At 60.0% G+C, this 14,111-nt stretch carries 17 protein-coding genes; 12 read left to right on the top strand and 5 right to left on the bottom strand.

The features are described from left to right. The first annotated feature begins 2 nt into the window (after positions 1-2). The 4 genes from WH7805_RS14440 (at position 3) to pstS (ending at position 2,842) form a co-directional block, all read left to right on the top strand. Complete coding sequence (locus WH7805_RS14440) at positions 3-143, top strand: hypothetical protein (protein ID WP_006042710.1); 141 nt, start codon at positions 3-5, stop codon at positions 141-143. Positions 144-194: 51 nt separating this feature from the next. Next, complete coding sequence (gene psbQ, locus WH7805_RS08810) at positions 195-653, top strand: photosystem II protein PsbQ (RefSeq protein ID WP_006042709.1); 459 nt, start codon at positions 195-197, stop codon at positions 651-653. 17 nt (positions 654-670) lie between these two features. Then, a complete protein-coding gene (locus tag WH7805_RS08805) occupies positions 671-1,756 on the top strand; it encodes an FAD-binding oxidoreductase (protein WP_255344573.1) in 1,086 nt (361 codons plus the stop codon). Positions 1,757-1,831: 75 nt separating this feature from the next. Continuing rightward, positions 1,832-2,842 (top strand): phosphate ABC transporter substrate-binding protein PstS, encoded by a 1,011-nt coding sequence (gene pstS / locus WH7805_RS08800; protein WP_006042707.1) that lies wholly within the window; start codon positions 1,832-1,834, stop codon positions 2,840-2,842. A 77-nt stretch (positions 2,843-2,919) separates the two neighbouring features. Here pstS and dnaK read toward each other — a convergent pair whose 3' ends face one another. Continuing rightward, positions 2,920-4,836 carry a molecular chaperone DnaK gene (gene dnaK, locus WH7805_RS08795; RefSeq protein ID WP_006042706.1) on the bottom strand — a complete coding sequence of 639 codons (1,917 nt, stop codon included), beginning with the start codon at positions 4,834-4,836 and terminating at the stop codon, positions 2,920-2,922. Between the two features lie 123 nt (positions 4,837-4,959). Between dnaK and WH7805_RS08790 the strand changes: the two genes are divergently transcribed. From WH7805_RS08790 to WH7805_RS08775, 4 genes are all read left to right on the top strand, one after another. Continuing rightward, positions 4,960-5,853, top strand: coding sequence for a shikimate dehydrogenase (locus WH7805_RS08790; RefSeq protein ID WP_038005304.1), 894 nt, complete (start codon positions 4,960-4,962; stop codon positions 5,851-5,853). 53 nt (positions 5,854-5,906) lie between these two features. Next, positions 5,907-6,371, top strand: coding sequence for a Tic20 family protein (locus tag WH7805_RS08785; RefSeq protein ID WP_006042704.1), 465 nt, complete (start codon positions 5,907-5,909; stop codon positions 6,369-6,371). Between the two features lie 80 nt (positions 6,372-6,451). After that, the gene (rpsF, locus tag WH7805_RS08780; protein WP_006042703.1) at positions 6,452-6,823 is read left to right on the top strand and encodes a 30S ribosomal protein S6; all 372 of its coding nucleotides are present in this window, start codon (positions 6,452-6,454) and stop codon (positions 6,821-6,823) included. Between the two features lie 43 nt (positions 6,824-6,866). Beyond that, on the top strand, positions 6,867-7,244 hold the full coding sequence (locus WH7805_RS08775; RefSeq protein WP_006042702.1) for a hypothetical protein: 378 nt from the start codon (positions 6,867-6,869) through the stop codon (positions 7,242-7,244). 26 nt (positions 7,245-7,270) lie between these two features. Here WH7805_RS08775 and WH7805_RS08770 read toward each other — a convergent pair whose 3' ends face one another. Further along, positions 7,271-8,476: an argininosuccinate synthase gene (locus WH7805_RS08770; RefSeq protein ID WP_006042701.1), complete on the bottom strand. Its 1,206-nt coding sequence runs from the start codon at positions 8,474-8,476 to the stop codon at positions 7,271-7,273. Next, positions 8,476-8,700 (bottom strand): hypothetical protein, encoded by a 225-nt coding sequence (locus WH7805_RS08765; protein ID WP_006042700.1) that lies wholly within the window; start codon positions 8,698-8,700, stop codon positions 8,476-8,478. Before WH7805_RS08765 ends, WH7805_RS08770 begins: the two co-directional genes overlap by 1 nt. A 70-nt stretch (positions 8,701-8,770) precedes the next feature. Between WH7805_RS08765 and WH7805_RS08760 the strand changes: the two genes are divergently transcribed. The 3 genes from WH7805_RS08760 to WH7805_RS08750 all read left to right on the top strand — a co-directional run bounded on the left by WH7805_RS08760 (position 8,771) and on the right by WH7805_RS08750 (position 10,410). Next, positions 8,771-9,022: a DUF3134 domain-containing protein gene (locus WH7805_RS08760; protein ID WP_038005302.1), complete on the top strand. Its 252-nt coding sequence runs from the start codon at positions 8,771-8,773 to the stop codon at positions 9,020-9,022. Positions 9,023-9,109: 87 nt separating this feature from the next. Next, the gene (gene mraY / locus WH7805_RS08755) at positions 9,110-10,150 is read left to right on the top strand and encodes a phospho-N-acetylmuramoyl-pentapeptide-transferase (protein ID WP_369776014.1); all 1,041 of its coding nucleotides are present in this window, start codon (positions 9,110-9,112) and stop codon (positions 10,148-10,150) included. An 11-nt stretch (positions 10,151-10,161) separates the two neighbouring features. After that, entirely contained in the window at positions 10,162-10,410 is a 249-nt protein-coding gene (locus tag WH7805_RS08750) for a hypothetical protein (RefSeq protein ID WP_006042697.1), read from the top strand. A 31-nt stretch (positions 10,411-10,441) separates the two neighbouring features. On the opposite strand, the gene WH7805_RS08745 is transcribed toward WH7805_RS08750, so the two are convergent. Beyond that, positions 10,442-10,621, bottom strand: a complete 180-nt coding sequence (locus WH7805_RS08745) for a hypothetical protein (protein ID WP_038004587.1) — start codon at positions 10,619-10,621, stop codon at positions 10,442-10,444. Positions 10,622-10,665: 44 nt separating this feature from the next. Between WH7805_RS08745 and purT the strand changes: the two genes are divergently transcribed. Next, positions 10,666-11,835, top strand: coding sequence for a formate-dependent phosphoribosylglycinamide formyltransferase (purT, locus tag WH7805_RS08740; RefSeq protein WP_038004585.1), 1,170 nt, complete (start codon positions 10,666-10,668; stop codon positions 11,833-11,835). On the opposite strand, the gene WH7805_RS08735 is transcribed toward purT, so the two are convergent. Then, positions 11,820-13,982: an HAD family hydrolase gene (locus WH7805_RS08735; protein ID WP_006042694.1), complete on the bottom strand. Its 2,163-nt coding sequence runs from the start codon at positions 13,980-13,982 to the stop codon at positions 11,820-11,822. The genes purT and WH7805_RS08735 overlap by 16 nt on opposite strands. Between the last annotated feature and the right edge of the window lie 129 nt (positions 13,983-14,111).

Raw genomic sequence — 14,111 nt, 5'->3', positions numbered from 1 at the left:
GAATGACCCTGATTCTGAGCCTGGAAGAGCCGATGAGCTCAGCAATGGTGCGGGATGAGGGCCCTTGGTGTGGCCCGGTGACATCCGTTGAACCCCTGGAGCTGGCACTCAAGATTGCCCAACCGTACCCATTGCGACTGTGAAGATGACCGCTGAAGGTCGCGGTTAAGCTCATTGCACTTCTTTTCGCTTCCATGCTGAGCGCCCTGCGTCGCCTTGCTGCGTTCTGCCTCTGTCTCGCTCTCTGCTTCGGCCTGGCCGCTTGCAGTGGCGGTGCCAATGCCAAGCCTGCCACCATCAGTCCTGACGACATGGCGGTGATTCGTCGCCAGGTTGAGGGATTCACAGCGGCCAAAGAGCGCCTTCCGGAATTGGCCCAACTTGTGAATCAGCGCGACTGGACCTTCACGCGCAATCTGATCCACGGGCCGATGCAAGAAGTAGGCCGCGAGATGCTGTACATCAACCAGCGCCTACTTCCCCAGGATCGTGACCAGGCCAATGCTCTGGCCGCTGACCTCAAAGAGGCCATGGCCGATCTCGACGAAGCAGCCCGTCTTCAGGATGGTGCTCGCCTCCAGAAGGCCTATGTGGCCGTGGCCACCGGCTTCTCCAACTATTCCAAGGTGATCCCTGCCCAAGCTCTGAGCTGACAGCCTCCATCGCCGTCATTGGTGCCGGCATTGTCGGCACTGCCACGTCCTGGCATCTCAGGCGCCTGGGACATGCAGTGGTTCTGGTGGATCCCTCTGTGGCATCCGCCGTTCCGCAAGCATCGAACCAACGCTGCTTGAACGGAAGCACAGCGTCCCTCGGCGTGCTGATGGGCCATGCCTTTCGCCGTTCCAGCGGCCGGGGCTGGCGGCTTCGCCAACGAAGCATGGCGCTCTGGCCTGAATGGGTCGTGCAGCTTGACGATCCGACCTCACCACTCAGCCTTCAGACCCCTCTGGTTCAGCTGGCCAGCAGCGACGAGGACGCCGAACGCATGCGACAGCTCGCTGAAGCCAGACCGCACGCAGGGCTGCGTTTTCTTGACGAACAAACCTTGACGCCAGCACCGCATCCCTGGCCAAGGCCAGGCCATGGGGCTCTGCTGTCGGAACGGGACGGACGCGTGGATCCTCTGGGGTTGCTGCGGGCCCTGCGTCGTGCATTCGACGCGGAGGGTGGGGCAACTCAAGCAACCCGTGTTGAGCATCTGCAACGCTCCGACGCTGCCAGGGGAGGCCGATGGCAGGTGATCACAGCCGAGGGCGATCGCTTCAACGTTGATGCAGTGGTGATCTGCTCGGCCCTAGGCAGTTCGCAATTGCTTGAGCCCCTGGGACACCACCGACCGATGGAGGCTGTGCTGGGGCAGGTGCTGGATTTGAAACTGCCGAACCCTCACCCCGGCTGGACGGGATGGCCAGCTGTGCTCACTTGTGGCGGCATCAATCTGATCCCCCACGGCGATCAGCAGCTGTGGTTGGGAGCCACCGTGGAACCAGGCACGGTGGCTGATTCCTCCCTCGTGTCTGCGATGACAACGCTGAACAACCAGGCACCGTCATGGTTGCTTGAGGCGGAGCGGATCGGCCAGTGGCAAGGACTGCGGGCGCGCCCGCAGGGCCGCCCGGCACCGCTACTGGAGACACTGGAACCAGGCCTGATTCTGGCCTCAGGCCACTACCGGAACGGCGTGCTGCTGGCACCGGCCAGCGCCGAATGGGTGGGCCAGCAAATTGATTCACCATTGCTTACCGGTCCTTAATTCGACGCTGAAAGGGAGTGCATAAGGTTCGAGCGGAGCTCTATCTCCTGACAAGCCGTTTTCGCCATCGAATTCATGCGTCGTTCTTTTCAAGCCCGAGCGCTCACTGCCATCGCGGGACTCACCGCTGGCGTCAGCCTCGCCGCCTGCTCTTCAGGCGGTGGTGGTGGTGGCGGAGACCAACTCAAGGGCAGCCTCTCTGGGGCTGGCGCCTCGTTCCCCGCAGCCATCTACACCCGTTGGTTCCAGGAACTGGCTCCCCAGGGCGTCAGAGTGAACTATCAGTCGGTTGGTTCCGGCGCCGGTGTGCGTCAGTTCCAGGCGGGAACCGTGGACTTCGGAGCCTCTGATGCACCGATGAAGCCAGACGACATCGCCAAAGTGACCCGCGGGGTGCTGCAGATCCCAATGACCGCGGGCGCCATTGCCGTGGGCTACAACTTCCCTGGCTGCGAACTGAAGCTCACCCAGGAGCAACTGGCCGCCATCTTCCTTGGCAAGATCAAGAACTACAGCGAAGTTGGCTGTGATGACAAGGCCATCACTGTGGTCCGTCGTTCCGATGGCTCCGGCACCACCTACAACTTCACCAAACATCTCTCAGCCATCAGCGATGCCTGGAAGAACGGTCCTGGTACCGGCAAATCCGTGGCCTGGCCCACAGGCGTCGGTGCCAAGGGCAACGAAGGTGTCTCCGCCCAGCTCAATCAGATCGATGGTGGACTGGGCTACGTGGAAGTGGCCTACGTGAAAGGAAAGCTGAAGGCCGCTGCTTTGGCCAATGCATCCGGTGAGCAGGTGAAGCCCACCAACGAGAGCGAGAGCACAGCTCTGGCTTCGATCGACCTGGGTCCCGATCTAATCGGGGGCAATCCCAATCCTCCCAAGGGCTATCCGATCGTGACCTTCACCTGGATCCTTGCCTACAAGGAAGGCAACGCCGACAAGACCGAGCTTCTGCAAAAGGCCTTCAACTTCATGCTTTCGGAGAAGTCCCAGAGCCAGGCTCCGGAACTGGGCTACGTCTCCCTGCCGGCCGAGGTTGTGGAGAAATCCAAGGCTGCCGTGGCCCAGATCAGCAAGTGATCGCAGAGCTCTAAAGCGCAGAGATCAACAAAAAAGGGGGCCTAACGGCCCCCTTTCTGTTGATCACTTGATTGGAATCACTTGGTTTCAGTGAATTCGGCGTCGATCACATCATCACCAGCATCTGATGATCCGCTGGCTGCATCGGCTCCGGCACCAGCATCGCCACCAGGTGCAGCGCCGGCTTCCGCACCGGCCTGTTGGTAGACAGAAGCACCCACGGTGTAGAGCTCCTGCTGAAGTTCCTCGAGCAGAGTCTTCATCGCGTCGTAGTCCTCCTTCTCGGTGGCCTCCTTGAGCTTGGTGCGCTTCTCTTCAACCTTGGCTTTGGCATCCGCATCCACCTTGTCGCCGAGCTCGCCCATCTGCTTTTCGGCCTGATACACAAGAGTTTCAGCCTGATTCTTCAGGTCGATCTTCTCGCGCTTCTCCTTGTCAGCACTGGCGTTGGCTTCCGCATCCTTCACCATCTTGTCCACTTCGGAATCACTGAGGGTGGAGGCACCGGTGATGGAGATGGACTGCTCCTTACCGCTGCCCTTGTCCTTGGCGGTGACGCTGAGAATGCCGTTGGCGTCGATGTCGAAGGTCACTTCGATCTGGGGCACGCCGCGGGGAGCTGCAGGAATTCCATCGAGGCGGAAGGTTCCCAAGCTCTTGTTATCGGAGGCCATCTCGCGCTCACCCTGGAGCACGTGAATCTCCACATTGGTCTGGCCGTCCACGGCCGTGGAGTAGGTCTCGGACTTCTTGGTAGGAACCGTGGTGTTGCGGGTGATCATCTTGGTCATCACACCACCGAGGGTTTCCACACCCAGGGACAGTGGGGTGACATCCAGAAGAAGGATGTCCTTCACTTCACCGGCGAGGACACCGCCCTGAATGGCAGCACCCACAGCCACCACCTCATCAGGATTCACCGTCTGATTGGGGTCCTTGCCGGTGGTCCGCTTGACCAGCTCCAGCACAGCGGGGATGCGGGTGGAACCACCCACCATCACAATCTCGTCGAGCTCGCTGGAGGACAACTTGGCGTCCTTCAGCGCCTGCTCCACAGGAATGCGGCAGCGGTCGATCAGGTTGGAGGCGAGCTCTTCGAACTTTCCACGGGTGAGGGTGAGATCGAGATGCTTGGGTCCCTCGGGAGTGGCCGTGATGAACGGCAGATTGATCTCGCTCTGCGTAGCACTGGAGAGCTCGATCTTGGCTTTTTCAGCCGCTTCGGTCAGACGCTGAAGAGCCTGCTTGTCCTGACGCAGATCAATACCTTCGTTGGCCTTGAAGCTGTCGGCCAGGTGATCGACGATCACCTTGTCAAAGTCATCACCACCCAGATGGGTGTCACCGGAGGTGGAGAGCACCTCGAACACTCCGTCGCCCACTTCGAGCACGGACACATCGAAGGTGCCGCCGCCGAGGTCAAACACCAGGATGCGCTCGTTGCTCTTCTTGTCGAGGCCGTAGGCAAGAGCAGCGGCGGTGGGCTCGTTGATGATGCGCAGCACCTCGAGACCGGCGATCTTGCCGGCATCCTTGGTGGCCTGACGCTGGGAGTCGTTGAAGTAAGCAGGAACAGTGATCACTGCCTGGGTCACGGTTTCACCCAAGTACTTGCCGGCGTCTTCAGCCAACTTGCGCAGCACCTGAGCGCTGACCTCTTCAGGAGCAAATTGCTTCTCGAGAACCGGGCACTTCACCTTCACATTCGAGCCGGCCTTCTCGACCGAATAGCTCACTTCCTTGGATTCCTCATTCACTTCATCGACCCGCCGGCCGATGAAGCGCTTCACCGAATAAAAAGTGTTGTCTGGATTCATCACCGCCTGACGCTTGGCGATCTGACCCACCAGCTGATCCTGGTTCTTGGTGTACGCCACCACCGATGGCGTGGTGCGGAAGCCCTCGGCGTTGGCGATCACGGTGGGCTTGCCGCCCTCCATCACCGACACACAGCTGTTGGTGGTTCCGAGATCAATGCCGACAACTTTTCCCATTCGGTGGCTCCTGTCTCCGCGAAATGACTGATTAGATCCTTCGCATCTTCGTCAGAGGAAACGCTTGCAGGCGAGGTGTGGTTCCCGAACAGGCAGGCTGGTGGCCAGACACAGAACGGCAAGATGATCAGCGGAACCACCGGTCTGATCGGCCTGCTGGGGCAACCGGTGCGTCACTCGCTTTCGCCGGTGATGCAGAACGCCGCCCTCGAGGCCATGGGGCTTGATTGGCGTTACCTGGCTTTGCCGTGTGCGGAGTCCGATCTGGAGTGTGTGCTGACCGGCCTCAGAGCCGTGAACTGCCGCGGACTGAACGTGACCATCCCGCACAAACAAGCCGTGGCGTCCTACTGCACGGATCTAAGTGCTCTGGCCTCGCGTCTCCAAGCCGTGAACACCCTCATCCCCACCGACAACGGCGGGTGGCATGGTCACAACACCGACGTTGAGGGATTCCTGGCGCCTCTTCAGACTGCGGCGGAGGCTTGGAACAACAGCACAGCGATCGTGCTGGGCTGCGGTGGCAGTGCCCGTGCCGTGGTGGCAGGGCTTCAGCAACTGCCTCTGAAGGCCATTCACATCGCCGGACGACGGGATGCAGCCCTGGCTGCCTTCCTGAACGATCTGCGCCAAACCGTCGGAGAGGAGCGGGTCCCTCTGTTTGGCATGCCCCTCGAAAGAAGCCGGGTTAGGGAGCTCCTCGATCAGGCTTGCCTTGTGGTGAACACAACCCCGCTGGGGATGGAGGGACACCAGAACGGTTCAAGCATGCCCCTCGATCGGGAGATCTGGACCGATCTCACGTCCAGCACAACCCTTTACGACCTCATCTACACGCCAAGGCCCACGCCTTGGTTGTCGCTGGGAGCAGAACGAGGTTGCCGCACGATTGATGGCTTGGAGATGCTCATCCAACAGGGCGCAGCATCCCTTCGCCGCTGGAGCGGTTGCTCGGACGTGCCGGTGGAGGTCATGCGCGAGGCGGCTCTCGACAGCCTTGCCTCGACAAGACGCTGAGCCTCTGCATCCCCAGACTCCGGGCCTACGCTCAAATCGTTTGAACCGCGGTCATGTCCATCCCTCCCTGGCAACGGTTCCTGGGTCTACTGGCGTACTTACTCCCCTGGAGTGACGCGATTCCCTTCGGACGTCACCTGATGGGGCAATTTCCTTGGCTGCAGTGGCTGACGCTGCCCGCTCTGCCGATCGCTCTCCTCGAGCAGGGAATCCCCTTCGGCAACCTTCTGATTTTCTTCCTGCTGTTCCTGGCCGTGGTCCGCAACCCGGCTGTGCCTTATTTCATTCGCTTCAACACGCTGCAGGCGTTGCTGGTGGACATCATCGTTGTGCTGCTCGGGTATGCCTTCATGATTCTCCTGCAGCCTTTGGGCAGCGGTTTGATGCTGAGAACCCTCTCCAGCACTGTGGTAATTGCCGTGCTGGCCGTGGTGATTTTCGCTCTCGTGGAATGCATCCGCGGCCGAGAGCCAGATCTGCCGGGCTTGAGCCAAGCTGTACGAATGCAGCTCTTCTGAAGACGTCAACCCTCAGGAGATAGGCTGCTAGATCCGTCGCTCACCAAGGTGAGCCATCAGTCCCTGTCGGAGCTGTCTCCATGACCCAGCAGCCTTACTACGAAACCATGTACATCCTCCGCCCGGACATTCCGGAGGAGGAGGTTGAATCCCATCTCACCAAGTACCGCGACATTTTGGTCGAAACGGGCGCCGATGTACTTGACAACCAAATGAGAGGCAAAAGGCGCCTGGCCTATCCAATTGCGAAGCACAAAGAAGGCATCTACGTGCAGCTCAGCCACAACGGCGATGGTCAGCAGGTGGCCGTGCTCGAAAAAGCCATGCGTCTCAGCGAGGATGTGATTCGCTATCTCACAGTCAAGCAGGAAGGTCCTCTGCCCGCACCCCGCGTTGTGCCCGGCACCGAGCCTGCTGCTCCCCAACCAGAACCCGCTGAAACCACGGCCTGAACAAGGGATTGTGGAAGTCGTGACCGGGCGATAGCGTCCGGTCATGCACCCCCAGGACCCCTCCCACCAAGCTCCGGTACCCATTTGGCGTCCAAAGCCTGATGCCGTTGAAGCCGAGCCCAGCGAAGATCTAACGATCAGTGGCTTGAAGCAACGCATCGTCGATCTCGAGCAGACCGTGAGTGACTACGAAGTGCTGCTCAAAGAACTGCCGGACATGTTTGAACGCAAATTCCAGCAAAGGCTCGAGCCTTTGCTGGAACGGTATCGACTTCTCGCCAGAGCCCAGCAACTGCTTGACAGCACAGCCGCTGAGTTGATCGATGAGTCTCCGGATAATGAGCAGCCGCCATCGCTGTACCGCTGGCGATCGGATCAGCGTCGCAGCAGGCAGCAACCGGATGTGGATGCGGCGGCTTAAGTCAGGCGGCATTCACACCACAGACATCAACGACGGCGGGCTGCTGACCAGAGACGAATGGGAAGACCCCAGATGTAGATAAACCCTTCGGCAGCGCGATGATCGAACTGATCCTCGCTGCCGTAGGACGCCATTTCTGGAGCGTAGAGGCTGCTATCGCTGGACCCCCTGCCGGTGACAATGGCATTGCCCTTATACAGACGCAGCCGGACCACACCGTTCACATGGGTCTGGGTGCGGTCCATGAAGCCATCGAGGGCGTCCTTGAGCGGACCGAACCACAGTCCCTGATACACCAGATCAGCCCACTGCATCTCCAGTTGTCGCTTGGTGCGGAGCACATCAGCTGCGAGGGTGAGACTCTCCAGTTCCTGATGGGCCTGGATCAGCAAAAGCAAACCGGGCGTTTCATAAATCTCCCGACTCTTGATGCCCACCACCCGGTTCTCGATCATGTCGAGGCGACCGATGCCATGGGATCCAGCCAAACGGTTGGCTTCTCGGATCAAGGCGACAGGATCCAAACGCTGGCCGTTGATGCTCACCGGATCACCAGCTTCGAATGCGATCTCGATCTCCTCTGCCGCTGAGGGTGCCGCATCAATCGACACCGTCATGGCGAACACCTCTTCTGGAGGAGCCTGCATCGGATCTTCCAAAGGACCGGCTTCAATACTGCGGCCGAGAAGATTGAGATCGATTGAGTAGGGAGATTTCTTGCTCACCGGCGCTGGAAGGCCGCAACGTTCGCCATAGGCAATTGTTTCCTCCCTGCTCATTCCCCATTCCCTGGCCGGCGTGAGCACCTTCAGATCGGGAGCCAAAGCGGCAATCGCCACATCAAACCGCACCTGATCATTGCCCTTACCGGTGCATCCATGGGCTACTGCATCCGCACCGACCTCGCGCGCCACCTCCACAAGCCGCCGGGCGATCAACGGACGTGCCAAAGCGGTCGACAAGGGATAGCGACCCTCATAGAGGGCATTGGCCCTGATGGCGGGAAAGGCGAATTCTTCGATGAACGGCCGAATGAGATCGCCCACAAGAGACTGACTGGCACCGGCATCGAGAGCCTTGCGCCGAATCGGCTCCAGCTCATCGCCCTGGCCGAGATCAGCTGCAAACGTGATCACCTCCTCGACACCCCACTCCTGCTTGAGATACGGAATGCAGACACTCGTATCCACGCCGCCGGAATAAGCAAGCACAACCTTCTTGGCGCGTCCCATCAAGCGGACTCCTGATCTGTATCGGACTGCTCCGATTCTCCACTCCCGCGGGACGACCACAGCAACCAGATGGTGATCAACAGGGCAGGGGCCAGCACCAGCAGCAGCACCGGACCAGAATGGGCTGGCAGAGGCTCGGGGTGACGCGCACCCCAAAAGCGCAGTGCTGCACTCAGGAGCAGTGCTCCTCCCCACAGGAATCCAAGCGACGCCGCTTTGTTCAAGGAACTGTCACGGACTGTCTTCTATGATGGCGGATTGGCTTGCGAGATCTTGTCCTCAGCCCTCACGGACATGAGCGCCCTTGACGGCGTCAATCCAGCTCTCACCCGCTACGGCCGAAAGGAACCCGCTCCGGTGCTCCCCCTGAGGGAAGAGCCTGATCTGCTGAGCTGGCTCGAAACCAGTGGGCGACTGGTGGAGGATGAAGAATCCAGCTCTCCTGAAGTGAGCACTGTGGAAGAAGAGGAGCTGTCAGCTCTCATGGGTGAGAAAGAGGACTACAACGCTGCCGACGAGCAGAACGAAGAAAACTGGGAAGACTGATTTAACGTCCAGCCGATTTGCGGTTGGGTTTTGAGCGACGCTTCGGACCAGACATCTCGTCTTGATGGTCGATGGCCGGCCGCTGTTCTGATCGGCGCGGTCAGCACTGCGGCCTTTGTTTCGGACCGCTTGATCCCCAACAGCCTGTTGAGCCTGCCGCTCATGGCAGCGATGCTGGTGTCAACACTGATCACCTGGTGGGGAGTCCCCAGGTTGCGCGCCCTGAAAATGGGTCAGGTGATTCGAACGGAAGGCCCTCAGGGCCACCTCAGCAAATCAGGCACTCCCACGATGGGCGGGTTACTCGTTGTTCCCGTGGGCGTGATCATCGGGGGCCTCGTGAGCAGCGAAGGGCGCAGCGCGCAGCAGCTTCTCGCCATCGCCCTGGTCACCCTCGCGTACATGGTCATCGGTGGTGTGGATGACTGGAGCAGCCTGACCAAACGCACCAACACCGGACTCACACCCCGGGGCAAGCTGCTGCTTCAGGCCACTGCAGCTGTGCTGTTCCTGGGCTGGGCTGGATGGCAGGGCTGGATGGCAAACACAGTGAGCCTTCCGTTCAATCAGGAGCTTTCACTCCATTGGCTGATCTGGCCCTTGGCTCTGTTTGTGTTTCTTGCCGAGAGCAATGCCACCAACCTCACCGATGGCCTCGATGGTCTGGCATCCGGTTGCGGAGCTCTGGTGTTCGCAGGGCTAGCCCTGCAACTAATGCTTCGAGGCAATGGCGGCGATCCGGCGCTGGCGGGATTTTGCATGGCCATGGCTGGATGCTGGCTGGGATTTCTGATCCACAACCGCAATCCCGCCAAGGTGTTCATGGGCGATACAGGCTCCTTGGCGATGGGAGCAGCGCTCACCGCCGTGTCCCTTCTCTCCGACAGTCTCTGGCCCCTTCTTGTGATGGGCGGGGTCTTTCTCGCCGAGTCCCTTTCAGTGATTGTGCAGGTGTGGGTGTTCAAAGCCACCAAGGGAGCCGATGGTCAAGGGCGCCGCATCTTCCGCATGGCGCCGCTGCATCACCATTTCGAACTGGGAGGAACACCCGAACAGGTGGTGGTGCCCTTGTTCTGGCTGGTGACGGCAGGTCTGGTCATGCTGGGGCTGGGGCTTCACCCCAACTGATCCCAACACCCATGAGTTATTTCACCTGGAAGGATGCCGGTCTGACCTCCGACTGCGCCAGTCTCGAAGCGATGGCCTCCCGCTTTGAGGAAGCCGCTCGACTGATGCGCCGGATGGCTGACCAAGGCTTCGTTCTGGAACGTCACAACGGAGCACAACGGATCAACCACAGCGATGCGGCGGTGTTCAACGCATGGGGATTCGTGGATGAGGAACCGGCCGTGCGTCAACTCACGCTGATGCAGGACCTGAATTCCTGAACGGAGCGACCCGCTGATCGCTCTCTCAGCCTTATAACCTCGTTCTGAAGGCTCCCACCAGCCAAACCACAACAAACGCCAGAAGCGACACCCCGAGATAAATCAACGCCCACTTCTGAACAGTGGCGATCTCCCAACCAAACAGAAGACCATCCGCCGCATCCCCAGCTGTTGTGAAGCCAGTGGTGGTGAAGCTCAGAGAATTGGCCATCAGGCAGAGGGAGAGGATGGGTTCATGCTGCCGGGGAATCTTCCATGACGACATTGCCTGCCACCATCCTGCTGCTGGGGAGCGGTGAACTGGGCAAGGAGGTAGCCATCGCAGCCCAGCGCTTGGGCTGCCGTGTGATCGCCTGCGATCGCTACGCCGACGCACCAGCCATGCAGGTGGCGGATGTGTCGGAGGTGCTGGCGATGACCGACAAAGAAGCGCTGCTGAAGGTGGTGCGACGGCACAGGCCCACGGTTGTGATCCCTGAAATCGAAGCACTGGCGGTGAATGCCCTTGCTGAACTGGAGGATGAGGGAATCACGGTGATTCCAACTGCGCGTGCGACGGCAGTCACCATGAATCGCGACCGCATCCGAGATCTGGCAGCAGGTGAACTGGCCTTGCGCACAGCGCGCTTCGCCTACGCCTTCAGTGCTGAAGAACTGCAGGCTGAAGCCCCTGCCCTCGGCTGGCCTGTGGTGGTGAAACCGGTGATGAGCTCCTCCGGCAAAGGCCAGAGCGTTGTGGATGAACCGGAGGGACTGAATGAGGCCTGGGAGGCAGCCATGGCCAATGCCCGGGGGACGTCCACCCACGTGATTGTGGAGGAATTCCTGCGCTTCGATCTGGAGATCACCCTTCTCACCATCCGTCAGAAGGATGGCTCCACAGTGTTCTGCCCGCCCATCGGACATGAACAGGCCCGCGGCGATTACCAATGCAGTTGGCAACCAGCTGCTCTCAGCGACAAACAGCTGAATGAGGCCAAAGCCATGGCGCGCACTGTGACAGACAACCTCGGAGGCGCCGGACTGTTCGGTGTGGAATTCTTTCTCTGTGGAGATGAAGTGATTTTCTCAGAGCTGTCGCCCCGCCCCCATGACACCGGCCTGGTGACCTTGATCAGCCAAAACCTCAACGAATTCGAACTGCACCTGCGCGCAGTTCTGGGGCTGCCGATCCCGACGATCCGTTGCGCCGATGCCGCGGCCAGCCGCGTCATCTTGGCCGACAGTCACGGCAGCCGAGTGACCTACAACGGCATGGAGGAGGCCCTCAAAGAAAGCGAAACCAGTGTGTTTCTGTTCGGCAAACGTGACGCCCGACCGGGACGGCGGATGGGAGTGGCGTTAGCCCGAGGCGAGCATCAGGCCGAGGCCCGTGCCAAAGCAGACCGCAGTGCTGCAGCCGTACGCCTTCAGATCGAAGACTGATCCGCACGAGAACGTGCACTGAGGAAGCGGTAGTGCTGGAGTCCTTCCAGGACACCGGATAAACGTGCTCGATCGGCGAAGTACACCCTCTGCAGCTGGCGGCAGCCGTCGAGGCAGGGGTCATGATCCGAGGGAATCACCGCAGCAGGGAGGCCTTGAACCAACTCAAGATCCCCCTGCTGACTGGCGACAACCAGAAACCGGTCCAATGGCAGAGACCAACGCAGGGAAAGAAAACGGATGGCTTCGCTGCGGGACGCCCGAAGCGGAAGCACATCCAGAAACCAATGGCAGCGAAGGTTGGGACGGGCCGCTTGATGCTGCTGCCGAAGACGCTGACGGATCAAAGGAAGCACGGAAGGTCCTGGCTGCCTGAGCAGGTAACTGACCTTGAAAGGACCTTGATGGTCATCGGCCTGCAGCGTGATGTGATCCCCTAAATCGGCCAGCGCCTGCTCCACACCCTCACGCTGCCAGTCCACACCGATCTCAGCGGCCCAGAGACGATCGGACTGATCCTCCTGGCCGTAGTGAATCTCTGTTCCGGCCTGGGTGATCCAGACGCATGGATCCGATAGCTGCAATTCGGTGAATCGCTGCCTGGCGGCCGCCAGGGACCGACCGGTGATGATGCCAAGCCCGGGCCTAATGGACCGCTCAGCAGATGCTGTGAGCTGATGACGCAGAGCCTGCAATGGCTCAGCGTCGGGTTGTTCGAGGCTGCTGTCGAGGTCGAGCAGGAGCAAGCGATCACCCAAAGGGTTGGCTTGAGCAACAGAGCGGTCAAGCAGCTTCACCGACGCAGCAGAGGGGCTGAGACGCCCCTGCATTAACGCCAGATAACTGCAGACATGTGCATCCCAGCTGTAGTGACGACTGACGGCTTCCACCCCATTGTCACTCCAGCGCCGCCAGCGTCCGGGATCCGATCCAGCACGTTCGAGGCCATCCTGCAGGGACTCGCGGTCAGTGACATCCACCAGCAGGCCGTTCTCGCAACGACGGTGAATATCGCGGGGACCTCCGTCATCTGTAGCCACCATGGGCAGCCCGGAGGCAGCGGCCTCCAAAAGCGTCAGGCCAAACGGTTCGGTTAGGGCTGGATTCACGAACAGCCCTTTGCGCTCGGCAGCCCAGCGATAAATCGCCGGCACCTGATCACGGCGATGGTGCTTGGGATACGCAACCGATCCATAGAGGTCATAACGATCCACCAGATCGAAGATCTGCTGAAACACGTCCCGCTGCTGCCGATCCATCTGGCGGGAGTCATCCCGATTCCCCAGCACGAGAAGGAGATTGTGACGCTCGCGCAGAACCGAGGATCGACCGTAGGCCTCAACCAGTGCCGGGATGTTCTTGCGGCGATCAGCCCGGCAGATGGCCAGAAGCGGGGGGCGCTGCGGCTCTCTCAGAAAGGACTGCACCATGGCCGAAACATCCGCTGATTCCTGCGGCGTGCTGCGGGGATGAAACCGTCGTGCATCCACACCCGGAGGAATCACATCAGCGCGACCCACTTCAAAACGCCCATAACGGGAATATTGATGATCTCGCTCCTGACGGGTGCTGGTGATCACCAGATCCGCGTGGGCAAGCGCCAGTTCCTCCGCATCAATGCGACGACTGATGGAGTAGGTCTGCTCGATTTGCTCACGATCACCGCCTGCTGCAAGCAGACGGCGCAACTTTTCGCGTCCCAGGGAGTGACCGGTAAACACCAGGGGCAAGCCGAGACGTCGACTCACCAAGGCCCCGACATATCCGGCATCGGCGTAGTGGGCATGAATCCAGTCCGGACGCCGATCCGCAGCTTGCAGCTGAAGCACCAGCTGATCCGCCAGCTCATCGAGATGGGGCCAAAGCTGCTCCTTACGCAGATAGCGTTTTGGACCAAAACTGAAGCGGCGAATGCTCGCCCCGGGAGCAATCGATTCCTCAGGCCGGGCGTAATCCGCAGACACGCGACGGTCCTGAATCAAACGAGTGACCACTTCGACGTGATCAACCTCAGCGCGAGACGCGAGACTTCGAACAAGTTCGAGAACATAAAGGGTCTGACCACCCGTGTCAGCATCCCGTCCAAGCTCCAGATCATGGGAACGGAACAGACCATGGAGATGAAGATGAAGAAGATTCAGTCCCAATCCATCCTCCGCAGCAGACAGGAAAGAGCCCTGACGGACTGATCAATGGATAAGGGGTTTAACCAACAACAAAGATGAAAACAATCTGAGAAAGTGCACGAATCACTGACTCAAATCAGGCCATAAGCC

The organism is Synechococcus sp. WH 7805, assembly GCF_000153285.1.
GTDB lineage: Bacteria > Cyanobacteriota > Cyanobacteriia > PCC-6307 > Cyanobiaceae > Synechococcus_C.
Note: the sequence above shows the minus strand (reverse complement) of the source record. Positions and strands in the feature narration are given on the sequence as shown.